Here is a 17,337-nt window from a genome sequence, read left to right as displayed (position 1 = left end):
TTGGGAGGAATTTTCATGAACCTAAGGCCAGACCCCACGTTCCACGCAACGCCGCAGCTTGCCATGGCGGCCCCGACCGAAAACTACGCCTTCACCATCATGCTCAGCCCCGACGGATCGCAATCCGATGGCATCGCGGTGGTGGATGTGAACCCCAAATCCAAAACCTATGGCGAGATCGTGCATCAGGTCATCGTCCCCCACAAAGGCGACGAATTTCACCATTTCGGCTGGAATGCTTGCTCTTCCGCCCTTTCGCCGCTGACGGGCCACGCATTCCTCGAACGCCGCTATCTGATCGTGCCGGGAATCCGCTCCTCGCGCATCTACATCATCGACGTCAAAGATCCGCTGAAGGCCAAGATCCACAAAACCATCGAGCCGGAGGAGGTTTTCGCCAAAACCGGCTACTCCCGCCCGCACACCATCCATTGCGGCCCCGAGGGCATCTACGTCTCCACCCTTGGCGGCGGCGGGGAGGACGGCACCGACGGCCCGCCCGGCATCTTCATCATGGATTGCGAAACCTTTGACATCATCGGCCGCTACGAGATGGACCGCGGCAAGCAGGACAAACATTACGACTTCTGGTGGAACCTGCCTCAAGACTACATGGTGTCGTCTGAATGGGGCCTGCCTCCGCAGTTCGAGAACGGCGTGGTTCCCGACGATCTTTTGTCCAACAAATACGGGCATTCCATCCACTTCTGGGACCTGCGCAAGCGCAAGAACATCCAGACCATCGACTTTGGCGAGAACTACCAAATGGCGCTGGAAATCCGTCCCGCCCATGACCCCGCCAAATCCTATGGTTTCTGCGGCGTGGTGGTCGACACGACCAACCTGCAAGGCGCGATCTTCACATGGTGGCGTGACGACGACGGCAATTGGCAGTCCAAGAAGGTCATCACCATCGACCCGCGGCCCGAAGACCCCGAAAACCTGCCGCCGTTGCTGCAAGGCTTCGGCGCGGTGCCGCCCTTGGTCACCGATATCGACCTCAGCCTGGATGACAAATATCTTTACGTCGCCTGTTGGGGTTTGGGCGAGATGCACCAGTATGACGTCTCCGACCCAATGAACCCGGTGCTCGCGGGCAAAGTTGAAGTTGGCGGCATCGCCAAAGGCGCGGACCACCCCAACGGCAAGCCGTTTGTCTACGGCCCGCAAATGGTGGAGATCAGCCGCGACGGTAAACGGGTCTACTGGACCAACTCGCTCTATTCCACGTGGGACGACCAGTTCTACCCCGACGATGAGGGCGGCCAGATGGTCATGGCCAACAATGACGAGAACGGCTTCCATCTCGACAAAGACTTCTACGTCGAATTCCCCAAAGGCTACCGGTCCCACCAGATCCGGTTGGAGGGCGGCGACTGTTCCACAGACAGCTTCTGCTACCCAAACGTCTAGGGCTTGGAAGACGTAACATCGGTGGCGGCCCTCTGGTGGGCCGTCATTTTCTCCGGCATCTATCACGGCGTGAACCCCGGCATGGGCTGGCCCTTGGCCGTCTCCGCCGCGCTGTTCGAGCAAAAGCCATCCGCCTTGCTGCGCGCACTCGCCGCCCTCGCTATCGGGCACTTCATCGCCATGACGGCGATCCTGTTGCCCTTCTCGGTGATGATCACCCTCGTCGAATACGAGCGACAAATCCGCATCGGCGCGGGCCTGCTGGTTATCGCGCTGGGCATCTACCTGCTGATCAACCGCCGCCACCCGCGCTTCCTGGCCCGCGTCAGCCCCGCCAAGCTGGGCCTGTGGTCTTTCCTTGCGGCACTCGCCCATGGCGCGGGCCTGATGCTGGTACCGATATACTTGGGCATCTGCGCCGTCGCGGAATTAGACGCTGGCCACACCGCCGCCTACGCGCTGATGAGTTCAAATGTTGGCATCGCCTTCACCGTTGCCACGGCCCACACCGCCGCGATGATGCTGGCGGGCGGCGTCCTGGCCGCGATCATGTACTACTGGCTCGGGCTGAAATTCCTGTCCAAGACGTGGTTCAACCTCGACGTGGTCTGGGCGCTCAGCCTGATCCTCGTGGGCGTGGTCGGTATCTGGCACGCTACTGCTTAGGTGGTAGCGCTGTCAGGACAGACAATTCCCGAGCCGCGGCCCGCGCAGCCTGCTGCTGGTCCAACAGATCGTTGTACAGCTTGAGCAAAGGTTTGGTGATCTCGCCCTGATCCCGCCCAATGCGCAGCGAGATTTCCAGCCCGCATTGCTTGTCATCCTCGGGGCCGAGCGCCTTTAGCTGCGCCCGCATGATCTTGGCAAAGTTCGTCTCGGACTGGCGGTTCATGCAAGGGGCAAACCCCTGCAGCGCCTTGTAGATGGGACGGTTCGCGCGGCTCTCATTTTCAAAAATGCACTTCTGGAACCGCACATGAGACTGCTCCGCAGCAGACGCCGCGTTCAAATGCGCCCGCAACGCCGCCGCATCCTTCGCCGGGAAAAACTGCCCGCCCCCAGCGGCTGAAATCGCCTCCAACTGTGCCCGCGTCGCCGCATCCACGTCAAACCCGATCACATTCACTGTCGCCTGAACGCCAGATTCGTGCAGTGAGCGCGCTGCTGCCACCGGGTCGCCGCCGCAGGTCTCCTCCCCGTCCGAGACCAGATAGACGACCGGCACGGACTCCACGCCCTCCTTCACAGGCGGCAGGTTGCCAAATTCTTGCTCCGCATAAGCCAGCGAGGCAGCCATCGGGGTCCACCCCGTCGGCTGCAAAGCGCGAATGCTGTCCGACACATCACGTCGGCTTTTCCCGATGGGCCGCATCATTTCTATGCCCGCGCAGGACTCGGCCTTGCCGCTTTCCTGATTGGTGCCCAGATGCCCGTAAACCATCAGCCCCACCGGCAAGTCAGCGGCCAGATCATTCAGGAACTTGGCAGCCTCACGCTTAGCCGCGTTCATTTTGCTGTCGCCGTTCAGCTGCCCTGCCATGGAACCCGAGGCGTCCAAGATCATCACCACATGCGACGCCTGCCGCGCGCCAGCGTAGTCAAACGGTTTCACGCATTGTTCAAATGCTTCGGTCGGTGGAATGACTGGGATGCAGCTGTCAGGGTCTGCTGAGGTCTTGGTGAGCATCTGCTGATAAAGTTGTTTGCAATGATCACCGTCCGCCAGGGCCGGCATGGTTCCCGCCAGAAGTGCCGTAAGAACGATCCGCCTAAGCATGAAACCTCCAAACCAATGAATAACGTCAGGCTAGGGCCCCATACGCAGGAGCGATAGGGGATACCAACCCGTAATTTCCCCCCAAACGCAAAAAGCCGCCCCCGAAGGAGCGGCTTTTCAATCTCAAATCGCGGCAGATTAGTTCTGCGCGTAATATTCGATCACGAGGTTTGGCTCCATCATGACGGGGTAAGGCACGTCGCCCAGACCCGGGGTGCGCACGAATGTCGCCGTCATTTTGGAGTGGTCCGCCTCGATATACTCAGGCACGTCGCGCTCAGCCAACTGCACGGCCTCCAGCAACGCAACCATCTGCTTGGACCGGTCCCGCACCTCGATCACGTCGCCTTCTTTGACGCGGTAGGACGGGATGTTCACCTTCTTGCCGTTCACACGGACATGGCCGTGGTTCACGAACTGGCGTGCTGCAAAGACGGTCGCCACGAACTTGGCGCGGTAGACAACCGCGTCCAGACGGCGCTCCAGCAGGCCGATCAGGTTTTCGCCAGTATCGCCTTTAACACGAGCCGCTTCGATGTAGATGCGCTTGAATTGCTTCTCGGTCAGGTCGCCGTAGTAGCCTTTCAGCTTCTGCTTGGCGCGCAGCTGCAGACCAAAGTCGGAAAGCTTGCCCTTGCGGCGCTGACCGTGCTGGCCGGGGCCGTATTCACGGCGGTTAACAGGGGATTTCGGACGACCCCAGATGTTTTCGCCCATCCGGCGGTCAATTTTGTATTTGGCAGCGGTACGTTTAGTCATACGCTGATCTCCTTCTAAAGAACCCTTGCGGGCGTGAAGGGCGTTGTCCTCTTCCCGGATTTTGCCGGAACGACAGGGCATCCCCTTGCGGGGGCCACCAACACCAATGAAACGCGGCTTATATAGGGGATCAGCCCCGAGTCAACGGGCCTTTGGCACGAAAATCAATGTTGCTATGCTGCCCCAAAGCAAACCGCAGGGCGACAACGATAACCAGCAGACTGATCACCAGCCACGTCGCCCCCCACATGATGGTGGTTCCACCAAACTCCTCGGCCAGCATGAATGCATCCGAGCGCAGGGTTGAGCGCCGGATTGTGTCGTCAAAAATGTCATAAGGCACATAAATCATCGACGTCAGCCCGATCACCCGCAACACCATGTCGTTGATGGCAAGTGAAAGCCATTTGGCGCAAGCCAGCATCGCGGCCCCGGTCACCGCCCCAAATGCAATCGTAAACGCGTCACGCATGTAAAGCACGGTCGCCAGCAAGGTGACGGTGCCCAAAACCGCCATCACAATGCGATCCGCGGTACTGCGCAAAGCGAGCACAAGCAGAACCATGCCAATGACCAGCGAGCCGACATATCCGGCAGACAAGATCACAAACCGCGACCCGCCCCGGGTCAAAGCAAACCCGCCCTGATGCGGCGAGACGTTCAGCTGCTCGATATCGCCGCCAGTCATAATCGCCGCCGCGCCATGCGACAGCTCATGCAGGTAAACCACCAGTATCTTCAGCGGAATCACCACGGGCGTCTGCCACAGGGCAAAAATAACCGCCGTCATCGCAAAAAGCTGCCAATGCCCGCTTACAAATGTCTTCAGGCGCTGCACCGGATCAGACCCGCTCGTGCAGCAGGATCGCGGCCTCTGGCTTGGCCAGGTTGCGCCGCGCGTGACCCCCGTAGCTTTGCAGGTCATCGGCTAGGTCGGGGAACACGTCCAGCAGCGCATCGCGCTGCTGCGGCTCAACGGTTTCGAGCGTGGTGTTGGCGGGGTGGAAGCTTTCGGTCGGCACCCCGTTGGCCCACAGGATCTGGTGCCGCGCAAACATCAAATGAATATAGGTGACCTCGCGCACGCTGTAATCGACATAGATCGAGTGGTCGTTGACCATGTCGCGGGCCGAAATCAGAACCTCCTGCGCGTTGAACAAATCCTGCGCATTCGGACCCGAATACAACATCCGGTGGTGGGGGGAGACCAAAAGGTCCTCATCCGGGACCTTCATCTCCAATGCGCCCGCGCGTAGCCGCACGGGCCGCAATTCGGGCATGGCGTACATCCGAGCGCCCGTGATCCGCCGCGCTCCGATCCACAAAATCTGCTGTACGCCGTTATCCTTGGTCTGCACCATGTCGCCGACGCCCAGATGCTCGACCAGTTGGTGCCCGTCCGGGGTGCCGATACGCGTCCCGGCGGTGAAACAAATGACGTCGCCGCCAAACTCGCCGGTGCGGCGCAGCACGGTCTCTTCGGGTGCCACGCGCATGACATTGTAATTCCGCCCGGCAGCGGGCATGCCGTCGGCGCACCAGAGCAATGTCTTGCCTGTGCCGGCCGCATCAACCGGGATCAAGGTGAATTGGCTGGTGCCATCCGAGATCAGAAAACCTTGCGGTATTTCGTCATGGGGCAAAGGCGCGTCGTGCCCGGTGCCTGCATCTGGCACCTCAAATCGCCGCTGCACGGCCTTGGCCACGCGCGCGCGCCAGGCGTCATGGCCCAGCGAGGTGCCCAAAAGAAATGTGGATTGCGGCCCGTCCAATCGAACGGCCTCGCCCTGCCAACTCCAGACCTGTCCTAATTGGGGGGCTTGGCCGGTCGTTGCCGGCACGCCATCCAAACGGGTCTGATCAGAGGTCAGGACATACGTGCCGCCGAAGCCCGTGCCCATCGCCTGTTACCTGCTCAAGTGTTTTTGTCGTCGTCTTTTGCAGCAGGCTATCACGCCTCAACCGCGCCTGCCTAGCGCCTTGACCTCACACAGAAAATTTGAGTCGATTTTGTCACAACCCGTTTCATCTTGGTAAAAATATGCGCCCCGCAGGGCCGGTATCACTCAGCCGCGCCCCAGCCACCCCCGGCAGGCGTGCGCATCTCAAATGCCTCGCCCGCAGCCAGTTCGGCCTCGTCATTTCCTTTCAAACGCTGGCGTGTACCGTCCAGCCGCAGCACTTCATCAACCCCCACAGCACCATCCTCGCCGCCATGTTTCCCATGCGCCCGCGTGATCCGGTGGCACGACAGCGTCGTCACCGTCACATCCTCCAAAAACCGCAGCCGCCGGATCACCCCGTTGCCACCACGCCACTTGCCGTCCCCGCCCGAGCCCTGCCGGATTTCAAACCGCTCCAACCGCACTGGGAACCGCGTCTCCAATATCTCGGGATCAGTCATCAACGTGTTGGTCATATGCACTTGCACCGCTGACTGGCCATTAAAACCCGGTCCCGCGCCGGTGCCACCCGCGATGGTCTCATAATTCTGGAACCGCTCATTGCCCCAGACAAAATTGTTCATCGTCGCCTGAGATCCCGCGATCACGTCCAACGCGCCCAGCAGGCAATCGCACATGGATTGGCTGACTTCGGTATTGCCAGAAATCACCGCCGCCGGAGGGCGCGGGTTAATCATCGTCCCCTCAGGCGCAATGATCGTCAGGGGGGTCAGGCAACCCTCGTTCAGCGGAATGTCCGACCCCACCAGCAGCCGGAATACATACAAAACCACCGCGTTACACACCGCACGCGGCGCGTTGTAATTGTTAGCGCGTTGTTCGGAGGTGCCCGTCCAGTCAATCACCGCCTCGCCCTTCTCGGCGTCGACCGTGACCTTCACGCGGATCACCTGACCCTCATCGAGCGGGTATTCGAACGAGCCGGATTTCAGCCTTCCAACGACCCTGCGAACTGAGGCCTCCGCATTCGCCTGCACATGGCCCATATAGGCCAGCACCGTGTCCAACCCGAAATTGTCCACCATCCGGTGAACTTCGCGAATGCCCGTGGCATTGGCAGCCACCTGCGCCTCCAGATCGCGCATGTTCTCATCTACGTTGCGACACGGATATTTACCCGAACTTAACAATTCCCGCGTCGCCTGTTCGCGGAGCGTTCCGCCATCGACCAGCCGGAAATTGTCGATCACCACGCCTTCTTCCTCGATATGCGTGCTGTCAGGCGGCGCCGACCCCGGCGTGCGCCCGCCAATATCCGCGTGGTGCCCGCGCGAGCCCACATAGAACAGGATCGTCTCCCCCGCCTTGTCGAAGACCGGCGTGATAACAGTGACATCCGGCAAATGGGTGCCGCCGTTATAGGGGTTATTCAGCATGAACGCGTCGCCGGGTTTCATCGCGCCCGCGTTCAGCTCCGCCACCTTGCGCACGGAATCCGACATCGACCCCAGATGCACCGGCACATGTGGCGCGTTCGCGACCAAGGCGCCCGTCGCATCGAATAGCGCGCAGGAGAAGTCAAAGCGTTCCTTGATGTTCACCGACCATGCCGTGTTCGCCAGAGTGCTCCCCATCTGTTCGGCGATGGACATGAACAGGTTGTTGAACACTTCAAGCATCACCGGATCGGCCTGCGTCCCCAACGCCGTTTCCCGTTGAATTTCCTCTGTGCGGCGCAGGATCAGGTTGCCCGCGCGGTCATGCTCCGCCGACCAGCCGGGTTCGACGATGTTGGTGCCCGTGGCCTCCGTGATGATCGCGGGGCCTTTGATATGTTGCCCTGCGGGCAGGTCCTCTCGTTTGAACAAAGGGGTCTTCGCGCCCGCCATAGTGACATGCGCAAAAGCGGAGGCGGTTCCCCGCGGGGAACTGGTGGCGTCGGACAATGCGTCGCCTGCACCGATCGCTTCGACCGACAGCATGTCGATCATCAGGTCCCCTGATGGCGAGGCGAACCCAAACCGCGCGATATGCGCGGCCTCAAAATCCCGCGCCATGTCCTCAGGTTCCCCGCGGGGAACCCCGAGGGACTGATGCGAGCCCTTGTATTTCAGATGCACCCGATGCTGCACGGAAATGAGGTCGGCTGGAACACCCTGCCCTTCGACCTCGCCCGCCGCGTCCCGCGCCATATCGTCAAGCCGCGCATTGGCCTTGGAGGTGTCATTAAGGTCGCCGTCAAACTGCTCCTCCCTGAGCGCCCTGATATCAGCCAGCCCCATCCCGAAAGCGCTGAGGACCCCAGCGAAAGGATGCAGGAATACGGTCTTCATCCCCAGAGTGTCAGCAATCAGACACGCATGCTGCCCGCCCGCGCCGCCAAAGCAGTTCAGCGTATAGCGTGTCACGTCATAGCCGCGTTCCACGCTGATCTTCTTGATCGCACGCGCCATGTTCTGCACCGCGATGCGCAAGAACCCTTCGGCGGTTTCCTCTGGGGTCACCGCGGGGAACCCGGTGGCCTCGGCTATCTCGGCGGCGAGGGCTTTGAATTTCTCTGTGACGATGTCGATGTCCAACGGCTGATCCGCATTGGGTCCGAAGATCGCGGGGAAATGGTCGGGGTTCAGCTTGCCGAGCATCACGTTGCAATCTGTCACCGTCAGCGGCCCGCCGCGGCGGTAGCATGCGGGGCCGGGATCAGCGCCGGCACTTTCGGGCCCAACCTGATAGCGCCCGTCGCGGAAGGTCAGAATGGACCCGCCACCCGCCGCTACGGTGTGGATATTCATCATCGGCGCGCGCATCCTTACGCCCGCAACCTCAGTCTCGAAGGAACGTTCATATTCGCCGGCATAGTGGCACACGTCAGTAGAGGTTCCGCCCATGTCGAACCCGATCAGCTTATCAAAGCCAGCCGCTTCAGCCGTTTTGACCATGCCAACCACCCCGCCTGCTGGGCCGGACAGAATGGCGTCGCGGCCTTGGAACAGACGGGCATCCGTTAACCCACCGTTGGACTGCATGAAGAAAAGCTTAGCGCCCTCCAGCGCGCCCGCGACCTGATCAACGTAGCGGCGCAGGATGGGCGACAGGTAGGCGTCGACCACCGTGGTGTCGCCGCGCCCGACCAATTTGATGAGCTTGGAGGTGGATGACGAGGTGGAGATTTGAGTGAACCCGATTTCACGCGCGATCTCCGCGATACGGTCCTCATGCGCGGGGTTGAGATAGGCATGCATCAGCGCGATCGCAACGCCGCGAATGCCGGCGTTGAAGGCCGCTTCGAGCGGCTTGCGCACCGCGTCTTCATCAAGCGGCGTTATCTCGTTGCCAGCGGCATCCAAACGACCGGGAACCTCGGCAACATCGGCGTAGAGCAGCTCCGGCAGGATGATTTCGAGGTCAAACAGGCGGGGGCGGTTTTGGTAACCGATCCTTAACAAGTCGCGCAGCCCTTCGGTGATCAGCAGCAGCGTCGGGTCGCCCTTGCGCTCCAGCAGCGCGTTGGTGGCCACAGTCGTGCCCATCTTCACGGCGTCAATCTGGCCCTCCGGCAGCGGATCATGCACGCCCAACCCGAGCGCGCGGCGCACGCCCTCGACAGCGGCATCTTGGTACTGCTCCGGATTCTCGCTGAGCAGCTTCAACGTGTCGAAACAGCCATCAGGGCGCTTAGCCACCACATCCGTAAATGTGCCGCCGCGATCTACCCAGAATTGCCACATAACGCTTTATCCTTTGTGCTGGCCGATATTGCCGGGTGCTACGGACACGGTTTTGATGACCGCATAACATTTGATGCCCTGCGCCAGCTTCAACGCGCGGGCGGAGCGGCGGGTGATGCGGGCGAGCAGCCGGTCTTCGCCCGATTTCAGCGCGACGGCGACGCCGGGGCCTGCACCCTCGATAATTTCTGCGACGACGGCCGGAAGGATGTTCAACGCCGAGAGCCCGTCCGGCTTGTCCCTGGACAGAATGATGTCGGACGCCAAGATGCGGACCCGCAATTGGGTTCCGTCAGGGGCGTTGAACTTCGGCAGCAGCAGCCTGCCGGCGGAGGTTGCCAGCTCGCTCAGCCCGTCGCCCGCGTCCTGCGATTTGACATGCACCGTCAGCACCGCTCCCGCCTCGCGCACGCCTATGTCGGGAACCGCGGCGGGGTCTGACAGGATGTCGGCGGCGGGGCCTTGGCGGATGACCTGACCCTCTTTCAGCAGAACAAGCGTGTCGGCCAGCCGCGCCACCTCGGCCATGGAATGGGAGACGTAGAAAATTTGCGTGTCGGTCATTTGGGTGAGCTGGTCGAGATAGGGTAAAATCTCGTCCCGCCGCGCCTGATCGAGAGAGGCCAGCGGTTCATCCATCAGCAAGATGGCCGGGTTGCTCATCAGGGCGCGCCCTATGGCCACCCGCTGCGCCTCCCCGCCGGACAGGTCTTTTGGGGACCGCTCCATCAAATGGCCGATCCCCAGTGTCTCGGCCAACAGCGGCAAGGAGGTGGGCAGCGAGACCATTTTGGGTCGCCCGTAATCGAGATTTTGCGCAACGCTCATATGAGGGAACAGGCGCGCGTCCTGAAATACGTAGCCGACCCGGCGCTGGTGGGGCGGCACAAAGACGCCCGTGTTGGTGTCGCTAAGCACCCGATCCCCGATGCGGATAAAGGCGTAGTCGGGTCTGCTCAGCCCCGCGACCGCATTGACAAGACTGGTCTTGCCGGACCCAGACGGGCCGAATAGCGCAGTGACCCCGCTTTGCGTGCCTTGCAGCCCAACGTCGAGGGTGAACGCCCCCAGCTGCTGACGCACCCGTATCTCGAAACCGCCACTCATCTGCGGGCCGCCTTTTGTGCAAGCCACTCCGAGATAAGCAGCGCGGCGACCGCGATGATGACGGCAATGATGGTCAGGTTGATGGCGGAGCGTTCCGCACCGGGGACCTGCAGGAAGGCGTAGATGGCCGAGGGCAGCGTCCGGGTCTCGCCGGGGATGGAGGCGACGAAGGTGATGGTGGCCCCGAACTCGCCCAGAGCTTTGGCAAACGCGAGGACCGCGCCTGCAATGACGGATGGCAAGCACATTGGCAGCGTGATTGTGGCGAACACCCTGACGGGGGATGCCCCGAGGGTTGTGGCCGCCTGTTCAAGTTTGGGATCGACTGCCTCTATCCCCAACCGGATGGCGCGAACCATCAAGGGGAAGGCCATGATGGCGGCAGCCAGCACCGCGCCGGTCCACTTGAAGGCCAGGGTGACACCGATTTTGGCGAGCATTGCACCGATCGCGCCTTGAGCGCCGAAGGCCAGCAACAGCAGGTAGCCGGTGACCACGGGCGGCAGGATCAGCGGCAGGTGCACGGCGGCGTTGAGGATCTGTTTGCCGGGGAAGGTTTTGCGGGCCAGCACATGCGCCACCCAGATCGCCAGCGGCAGGCTGAGGATGGTGGCCGTCAGCGCCACCTGCAGCGACAGGGTGATGGCCTGCCATTCTTCAGGGCCAAGGCTCATTTACAGCACCGTGAAGCCGGCCGCCTTGAAAATCGCGGCGGCTTCGGGGGAGGTAAGGGCTTGGATTGTGTGGTTGTATGAGCGTGACAGCGCGGCCATCGGGTAGGTGATCGGCGGGTGCAGGTTGGGGGCGAAACGGTGCAAGATTTTGACGCGTGGGTCTGCGCGGGCGTCGGTTGCATACGTAACCGCGAAGGGTACTTCGCCGCGGGCTGCGAGAACCAGGGCGGCGCGGACGTTGTCGGTCTCGACAATTTCCAGCTGGTCCCAGAGGTTCAATTTTTCGAATGCGGCTTTGGCGTATTGACCGGCGGGGACCGCGTTCGTGAAGCCCATGGCGATGCGGCCTTTGGGCGCTGCGCTTAGGTCCAGCGGCGGGTGCCCCTGCGGGCCGACAATGACCAGCGCATTGCCCAAAAGGTCGCGGCGGGTGCCCGCCATAATCTGCGGCGTCACCGCGTCCATCCACTGCGCATTGGCAGAGATGAAGAGGTCGGCCGGCGCGCCTTGCTGGATCTGGCGAGCGAGCGTGCCGCTGCCTGCATATACCAGCCGCATGGGGGTGACTTCCGAGGCGATCTCGTCGAGCACGGATTTCAAGCTGGCCGCGGCGAACACGGTAGGCACCTCGGACGCATAAGCGCGCGTGGTACACGCGGCGGCCCCGAGGGCAATCATATGGCGTCGCGTTAGCAGCATCCGGGCGATTGTGACCTCCGGCGCGGCGGGCGCAAGCGTTATTTCTGGACTTGTGCGCGCGGCGCAGGGGCGTAGGGTTCGGCTCATGTTTACTATGACCAAATCCGACTTAGAGGCGGCCGCCGCACTGGTGCACCGCCATATGGCCCCCACCCCGCAATATTCATGGCCGTTGCTGAACGAAAGTACCGGCTGCGAGACATGGGTGAAGCATGAAAACCATGGGCCCACCGGGGCCTTCAAAGTGCGCGGCGGGATCACCTTCATGGACTGGCTGGTGCGCACGCATCCCGAATACAAGGGCATCTGCACCGCGACCCGAGGCAACCATGGGCAGTCTCAAGCCCGGGCGGCAACGGCGTTGGGATTGCGGGCGTTGGTTTATGTGCCACGCGGCAACTCGGTGGAGAAAAACGCCGCGATGCAGGCCTTTGGAGCGGAACTGGTAGAGTTCGGCGATGACTTTGACGAGGCGAAGGTGGAGGCGTTCCGCGTCGCCGAAGAACAAGGGCTGTTCATCGTGCCGCCCTTCCATGACGAGTTGGTGCGGGGCGTTGCGACCTACGCATTTGAGCTGTTCAGCGAGGCGCCGGATCTGGACGTGGTTTACGTGCCCATCGGCTGCGGGTCAGGGATTTGCGGCACCATCCTAGCGCGGGACGCGTTGGGTCTGAAGACGGAAGTCGTGGGCGTGGTGTCGGACCAGGCGCAGACGGCGAAACTGTCGGTGGAAGCGGGACGGTTGGTCGAGACGAACTCGGCCCGCACCTTTGCCGACGGAATGGCCGTGCGGGTCCCTGTGCAGGAGGCATACGACATTTATTCCAAAGGAGCCGCGCGGTTTTTGGCGGTGAGCGACGACGAAGTCGCCGATGCGATGCGGCTTTACTACACCGCGACGCATAACATGTCGGAGGGCGCGGGCGCCGCGCCATTGGCGGGGCTGATGCAGGAGCGTAACGCCATGTCAGGCAAGAAAGTGGGCGTGATTTTGTGCGGCGGCAACGTGGATACCGGCTGGTTCAAGACGGTGTTGGAGGGCGGCACGCCAACGGTTTAGAACCTTGCGAGGTCGCGAAGCGTTTGAATGTCGCGGCGCAGGCCCTCGTGGATTGGGCCGCCTCTCGGTTGGTCGCGGATGGTGGTGAACCAGTGGTTGGGCGGGTTGCGGCCTCGGCTGTTGCTCTTGAATTCTAACCCACGCAGGACGGCTTCGGCTTGCTCGGGGAGCGTTTCGGGAATGTCATGCCCATTGAGCGTTGCCCAAACGCCGGTCCAGAGACGACCAACGGACCACGGATTGTACCCCCCACCGCCTTGCACCAAATAGCGCGGGGCCATGTTTTGCAAAGCGCTGACCACCGCCCAATGGGCGTTGTTGGACACAGAGAGATGGGATTGAGGGTCCTCCTCAACTGCGTCGGCCCCGCATTGCAGCACGATCGCGTCCGGTTTGAAACTCTGCACCAGAGGCAGGATCAGTTCATCCAGGATCAACGCCATGTCGTCGTCATGAAGCCCGCGCGGGACCGGCAGGTTTAGTGTGGTGGGCGCGCCGCCCAACAGGCCAGAGCGTGGCCAAAGGCCCGCCTCGTGCGTTGAGATCAGCAAGGTGCCAGGATCATCGCCAAAGGCATGTTCCACCCCGTCCGGGTGGTGGGCGTCTATGTCCACATAAGCGATGCGAGCAGCGCCGTTGCGACGCAGGGACTGGATCGCAAACACCGGGTCATTGAGGTAGCAAAACCCGTTGGCGTGCCCCGGCATCCCGTGATGGGTACCGCCGCCGGGCTGGTAAACGATGCCGCCCGACTTCAACAATTCGCCCGCCAGCAGCGCGCCGCCAACCCCGGTGGCGGGGCGGGAAAACATCTGCGGGAAGACCGGGTTGGTGACAGTGCCAAGCTGGTAACGCTCTTTGTCCTGCTCACCGACCTCTTGCGTGCGTTCGGCGCGTTGAAGCGCCTTGATGTAGTCGCGGTGGTGCCAGGCCTGCAACGCCGATGCTTTGGCCCGGGGGGAGGTCACGTACTGCTCGGGCGGCAACCAATCCATGGCGCGCGCCAGGTCCATCACGGTTGACACACGCGGCACCCGAAGGGGGTGCCAACGGCCGTAGCTGGAGCCTCTGTAGATCTCGGATCCGATGAAAATGGGCCGGGCGGTCATGGCGTTCGACCATAAATCGGCAGGTCCGGAAGCCAAGCCCTATCCGCTGCCCTGCGTGTTGCAAATCCTTAACCAAAACAGCCTACCCTTTAAAAACTGGGATTTTGCGGCTATGATACTGCAAAACAAATAAGAAACGACGATTTAGGCGGTTTATGTCACTTCTGCGTATGAAGCAGGCCCCTCTGCGGATGGAGGCCAAAAACAAACGAGACGTTCGCACCCAATTCGCGGCCCTGTGCTATCGCGTCAAGAACGAAAAAACTCAGATTTTGCTGGTCACAAGCCGTCAACGGGGCCGCTGGATCATCCCCAAGGGCTGGCCGGTTGAAGGCGCGACACCTGCGCAAACCGCCGCCACCGAAGCTTTTGAGGAAGCGGGTGTTGAGGGCAAGGCGCTCAATGTTTGTCTGGGACTATATTCCTACACCAAAATGATGGACGGCACGGACGATTTGCCGTGTGCCGTGTCGGTATTCCCGGTGCGGGTGAGGAAAGTGTTGGACGAATACCCCGAAATGGATGAGCGACGCCGCAAATGGTTCAGCCTGAAAAAGGCCGCTGAAAAGGTGCGTGAACCGGAATTGCGCAAGATTTTGAAGCATTTTGACCCGGCTTTGCTGGAACGGTAGTTGCACCTGCGCAAGCGCCGCCTATGTTTGGTCGAACACGTTTGTAAGAAGTTGTCCAACAGATGATCCGCTACTCCCTGATATGCGACAAGGACCACCAGTTTGACAGCTGGTTCCAGTCCGCTGACGCGTTTGACAAGCTTCTGTCGGCGTCGATGGTCACGTGTGCCATCTGCGGCGGGACGGACGTTCGCAAGTCAGTGATGGCCCCACGGATCGGAAAGGCGACTGACACGAATGTGGAGCGCCCCTTGTCCGCGCCCGCATCCACAGCGGAACAGGCGTTCAAAGAGCTGCGGGAGAAGGTGGAGGCCACCTCGGAGGATGTGGGGACCGACTTCGCCGCCGAGGCGCGCAAGATACATGACGGCGAAACGCCTGAGCGTTCTATCTACGGTCAGGCCAAACCGGACGAGGCGAAAGCCCTGATAGAAGACGGCGTGCCTGTGGTGCCTTTGCCCTTCATGCCCTCCAGAAAGACCAATTGATGAGCAATGTATTGATCACCGGTGCCACCCGCGGCATCGGGCGCGCCCTGTTTGACGGTTACGCGGCGCGCGGCGACGCGGTGTTTGGCACATATCGTGGGTCGCGGCCGGACGGCGGCGACTGGATGCAATTGGATGTGTCTGAAGCGGGCGCATTTGACCGTCTAGCAGCCAACTATGCGGCGGATACGGTGGATTTGCTGGTGTGTAATGCGGGCGTTTACCACGACAAGGGCCAAGCGCTGGACGGCGGCTACCCCGCGCAGATGTGGGCAGACAGCTTTGCCACCAACGTGACCGGCGTGTTCCTGACCATTCAGACATTGCTGCCGAAACTGCGGGCAGCAAAGGCCGGCAAGATCGCAATTATCTCGTCACAAATGGCGTCCTCTGAATTGGCGCCGGGCGGATCCTACATCTATCGCGCCTCCAAATCGGCGGTGCTGAATTTGGGACGCAATCTGGCGAGCGACCTGGCGTCTGAAGGCATAGCAGTTGGCATCTATCACCCCGGCTGGGTGCAGACAGATATGGGCGGCGACGCTGCGGCAATCACAGTAGATCAGTCCCGCGACGGGCTGATGACGCGGTTTGATGCGCTCGGCATAGGTTCGACCGGCGAGTTCCTGACCTATGACGGCAGCCCGCATCCCTTCTAACGGCGGCTTGCCCTTGGCGGCGTAGCGGCATAAGACGCGGGCGGACTTTATCTCTACGCAATGGACGATGAAATGACTGCGCCCGCAAAACGGCTTGTTATGAAATTCGGCGGGACCTCCGTCGCGAACCTGGACCGCATCAAGCGGGCCGCCAAACGCGTAGGCGTCGAGGTGGCGAAAGGTTACGAGGTGATCGTCATCGTCTCCGCCATGTCGGGCAAGACGAACGAGCTGGTAGGCTGGGTCAACGAAACCTCCCCTATGTATGACGCGCGCGAATATGACGCGATCGTGTCGTCAGGCGAGAACGTCACCGCCGGGCTGATGGCGCTGACGCTGCAGGAAATGGACGTCCCGGCGCGCAGCTGGCAGGGCTGGCAGGTGCCGCTGAAAACCACCGACGCGCATGGCGCGGCCCGGATCGAAGAAATTCCGACCGACAATCTGGACGCTAAATTTGGCGAAGGCATGAAGGTCGCGGTCGTCGCGGGCTTCCAGGGCATTTCGCCCGAAGGCCGGATCACTACGCTTGGACGCGGCGGGTCTGACACCACCGCCGTGGCCTTCGCCGCCGCGTTTGAGGCGGAGCGGTGCGACATCTACACCGATGTGGACGGGGTCTACACCACCGACCCGCGCATCGAAGACAAGGCCCGCAAATTGGACCGCATTTCCTTTGAGGAAATGTTGGAGCTCGCGTCTTTGGGCGCGAAAGTGCTGCAAACGCGCAGCGTTGAGCTGGCAATGCGTTACAAGGTGAAGCTGCGCGTTCTAAGCAGCTTTGAGGAAATGGATGACAACGCGGGCACATTGGTCTGCGACGAGGAGGATATCGTGGAAAGCAACGTAGTGGCAGGCGTGGCCTATTCGCGCGACGAGGCAAAGATGACGCTGATCTCGGTCGCCGACCGCCCGGGGATCGCCGCGGCGATCTTTGGCCCGCTCAGCGACGCGGGCGTCAACGTGGATATGATCGTGCAGAACATTTCCGAGGAAGGTCGCACCGACATGACCTTTTCCTGCCCGGTGAACGAGGTGGCGCGCGCCGAGAAAGCCATGGAAGACGCCAAGGCCGCAGGCGAAATCAACTTCCACGACCTGGTGGCGGATACGGATGTGGCCAAGGTCTCAGTTGTTGGCATCGGGATGCGGTCGCATGCCGGTGTGGCGGCGAAGATGTTTGAGGCTTTGCAAGCCGACGGCATCAACATCAAGGTCATCACCACGTCCGAGATCAAGATTTCGGTGCTGATCGACCGCAAATACATGGAACTGGCCGTACAAGCCCTGCATGACGCGTTTGAGCTGGAACAGGCCGCCTGAGCCAA

General features: G+C 61.4%; 16 protein-coding genes. 7 read left to right on the top strand and 9 right to left on the bottom strand.

From position 1 onward, the window contains the following. Positions 1 to 15: 15 nt before the first annotated feature. Both Q0899_RS17925 and Q0899_RS17920 read left to right on the top strand, forming a co-directional pair. Positions 16 to 1,413 carry a selenium-binding protein SBP56-related protein gene (locus tag Q0899_RS17925; RefSeq protein WP_298298638.1) on the top strand — a complete coding sequence of 466 codons (1,398 nt, stop codon included), beginning with the start codon at positions 16 to 18 and terminating at the stop codon, positions 1,411 to 1,413. A 3-nt stretch (positions 1,414 to 1,416) separates the two neighbouring features. Then, positions 1,417 to 2,079, top strand: coding sequence for a hypothetical protein (locus Q0899_RS17920; RefSeq protein ID WP_298360007.1), 663 nt, complete (start codon positions 1,417 to 1,419; stop codon positions 2,077 to 2,079). Here Q0899_RS17920 and Q0899_RS17915 read toward each other — a convergent pair. The 8 genes from Q0899_RS17915 to modA all read right to left on the bottom strand — a co-directional run bounded on the left by Q0899_RS17915 (position 2,069) and on the right by modA (position 12,148). Then, positions 2,069 to 3,190, bottom strand: a complete 1,122-nt coding sequence (locus tag Q0899_RS17915; RefSeq protein ID WP_299194649.1) for a VWA domain-containing protein — start codon at positions 3,188 to 3,190, stop codon at positions 2,069 to 2,071. The two genes, Q0899_RS17920 and Q0899_RS17915, sit on opposite strands and share 11 nt — an antisense overlap. A gap of 138 nt (positions 3,191 to 3,328) precedes the next feature. Further along, positions 3,329 to 3,949: a 30S ribosomal protein S4 gene (rpsD, locus tag Q0899_RS17910; protein WP_298298627.1), complete on the bottom strand. Its 621-nt coding sequence runs from the start codon at positions 3,947 to 3,949 to the stop codon at positions 3,329 to 3,331. A gap of 130 nt (positions 3,950 to 4,079) precedes the next feature. Beyond that, entirely contained in the window at positions 4,080 to 4,739 is a 660-nt protein-coding gene (locus Q0899_RS17905) for a M50 family metallopeptidase (RefSeq protein WP_299194645.1), read from the bottom strand. A gap of 52 nt (positions 4,740 to 4,791) precedes the next feature. After that, on the bottom strand, positions 4,792 to 5,850 hold the full coding sequence (locus tag Q0899_RS17900; protein WP_299194642.1) for a Hint domain-containing protein: 1,059 nt from the start codon (positions 5,848 to 5,850) through the stop codon (positions 4,792 to 4,794). Positions 5,851 to 6,011: 161 nt separating this feature from the next. Then, complete coding sequence (locus tag Q0899_RS17895) at positions 6,012 to 9,581, bottom strand: hydantoinase B/oxoprolinase family protein (RefSeq protein WP_299194639.1); 3,570 nt, start codon at positions 9,579 to 9,581, stop codon at positions 6,012 to 6,014. A 6-nt stretch (positions 9,582 to 9,587) separates the two neighbouring features. Further along, the gene (modC, locus tag Q0899_RS17890; RefSeq protein WP_299194632.1) at positions 9,588 to 10,688 is read right to left on the bottom strand and encodes a molybdenum ABC transporter ATP-binding protein; all 1,101 of its coding nucleotides are present in this window, start codon (positions 10,686 to 10,688) and stop codon (positions 9,588 to 9,590) included. Next, the gene (gene modB / locus Q0899_RS17885; RefSeq protein WP_298298612.1) at positions 10,685 to 11,362 is read right to left on the bottom strand and encodes a molybdate ABC transporter permease subunit; all 678 of its coding nucleotides are present in this window, start codon (positions 11,360 to 11,362) and stop codon (positions 10,685 to 10,687) included. Before modB ends, modC begins: the two co-directional genes overlap by 4 nt. Beyond that, positions 11,363 to 12,148 (bottom strand): molybdate ABC transporter substrate-binding protein, encoded by a 786-nt coding sequence (gene modA, locus Q0899_RS17880; protein ID WP_299194628.1) that lies wholly within the window; start codon positions 12,146 to 12,148, stop codon positions 11,363 to 11,365. Here modA and Q0899_RS17875 point away from each other — a divergent pair. Continuing rightward, positions 12,147 to 13,121, top strand: a complete 975-nt coding sequence (locus Q0899_RS17875; protein WP_299194625.1) for a threonine dehydratase — start codon at positions 12,147 to 12,149, stop codon at positions 13,119 to 13,121. The genes modA and Q0899_RS17875 overlap by 2 nt on opposite strands. Here the strand turns inward: Q0899_RS17875 and Q0899_RS17870 are convergent. Continuing rightward, a complete protein-coding gene (locus Q0899_RS17870; RefSeq protein WP_298360024.1) occupies positions 13,118 to 14,230 on the bottom strand; it encodes an acetoin utilization protein AcuC in 1,113 nt (370 codons plus the stop codon). The genes Q0899_RS17875 and Q0899_RS17870 overlap by 4 nt on opposite strands. Before the next feature lie 155 nt (positions 14,231 to 14,385). Here Q0899_RS17870 and Q0899_RS17865 point away from each other — a divergent pair, with 155 nt between their 5' ends. From Q0899_RS17865 to Q0899_RS17850, 4 genes are all read left to right on the top strand, one after another. Beyond that, a complete protein-coding gene (locus Q0899_RS17865; protein ID WP_298298605.1) occupies positions 14,386 to 14,862 on the top strand; it encodes an NUDIX hydrolase in 477 nt (158 codons plus the stop codon). A gap of 62 nt (positions 14,863 to 14,924) precedes the next feature. After that, positions 14,925 to 15,350: a DUF1178 family protein gene (locus Q0899_RS17860; RefSeq protein WP_298298601.1), complete on the top strand. Its 426-nt coding sequence runs from the start codon at positions 14,925 to 14,927 to the stop codon at positions 15,348 to 15,350. Continuing rightward, positions 15,350 to 16,009 carry an SDR family NAD(P)-dependent oxidoreductase gene (locus Q0899_RS17855; protein WP_298360026.1) on the top strand — a complete coding sequence of 220 codons (660 nt, stop codon included), beginning with the start codon at positions 15,350 to 15,352 and terminating at the stop codon, positions 16,007 to 16,009. The genes Q0899_RS17860 and Q0899_RS17855 overlap by 1 nt, the downstream gene beginning before the upstream one ends. Before the next feature lie 72 nt (positions 16,010 to 16,081). Beyond that, positions 16,082 to 17,332 carry an aspartate kinase gene (locus tag Q0899_RS17850; RefSeq protein ID WP_299194620.1) on the top strand — a complete coding sequence of 417 codons (1,251 nt, stop codon included), beginning with the start codon at positions 16,082 to 16,084 and terminating at the stop codon, positions 17,330 to 17,332. Positions 17,333 to 17,337: the final 5 nt, after the last annotated feature.

Source organism: uncultured Litoreibacter sp., assembly GCF_947501785.1.
GTDB lineage: Bacteria > Pseudomonadota > Alphaproteobacteria > Rhodobacterales > Rhodobacteraceae > Litoreibacter.
Note: the sequence above shows the minus strand (reverse complement) of the source record. Positions and strands in the feature narration are given on the sequence as shown.

Bases quoted from the DNA above. Each gene is read 5' to 3' on its own strand.
- modA (WP_299194628.1), bottom strand. From the start codon at position 12,148: ATGAGCCGAACCCTACGCCCCTGCGCCGCGCGCACAAGTCCAGAAATA.
- rpsD (WP_298298627.1), bottom strand. From the start codon at position 3,949: ATGACTAAACGTACCGCTGCCAAATACAAAATTGACCGCCGGATGGGC.
- modC (WP_299194632.1), bottom strand. From the start codon at position 10,688: ATGAGTGGCGGTTTCGAGATACGGGTGCGTCAGCAGCTGGGGGCGTTC.
- Q0899_RS17860 (WP_298298601.1), top strand. From the start codon at position 14,925: ATGATCCGCTACTCCCTGATATGCGACAAGGACCACCAGTTTGACAGC.
- Q0899_RS17850 (WP_299194620.1), top strand. From the start codon at position 16,082: ATGACTGCGCCCGCAAAACGGCTTGTTATGAAATTCGGCGGGACCTCC.
- Q0899_RS17875 (WP_299194625.1), top strand. From the start codon at position 12,147: ATGTTTACTATGACCAAATCCGACTTAGAGGCGGCCGCCGCACTGGTG.
- Q0899_RS17870 (WP_298360024.1), bottom strand. From the start codon at position 14,230: ATGACCGCCCGGCCCATTTTCATCGGATCCGAGATCTACAGAGGCTCC.
- Q0899_RS17925 (WP_298298638.1), top strand. From the start codon at position 16: ATGAACCTAAGGCCAGACCCCACGTTCCACGCAACGCCGCAGCTTGCC.
- Q0899_RS17855 (WP_298360026.1), top strand. From the start codon at position 15,350: ATGAGCAATGTATTGATCACCGGTGCCACCCGCGGCATCGGGCGCGCC.
- modB (WP_298298612.1), bottom strand. From the start codon at position 11,362: ATGAGCCTTGGCCCTGAAGAATGGCAGGCCATCACCCTGTCGCTGCAG.
- Q0899_RS17905 (WP_299194645.1), bottom strand. From the start codon at position 4,739: ATGACGGCGGTTATTTTTGCCCTGTGGCAGACGCCCGTGGTGATTCCG.
- Q0899_RS17900 (WP_299194642.1), bottom strand. From the start codon at position 5,850: ATGGGCACGGGCTTCGGCGGCACGTATGTCCTGACCTCTGATCAGACC.
- Q0899_RS17915 (WP_299194649.1), bottom strand. From the start codon at position 3,190: ATGCTTAGGCGGATCGTTCTTACGGCACTTCTGGCGGGAACCATGCCG.
- Q0899_RS17865 (WP_298298605.1), top strand. From the start codon at position 14,386: ATGTCACTTCTGCGTATGAAGCAGGCCCCTCTGCGGATGGAGGCCAAA.
- Q0899_RS17895 (WP_299194639.1), bottom strand. From the start codon at position 9,581: ATGTGGCAATTCTGGGTAGATCGCGGCGGCACATTTACGGATGTGGTG.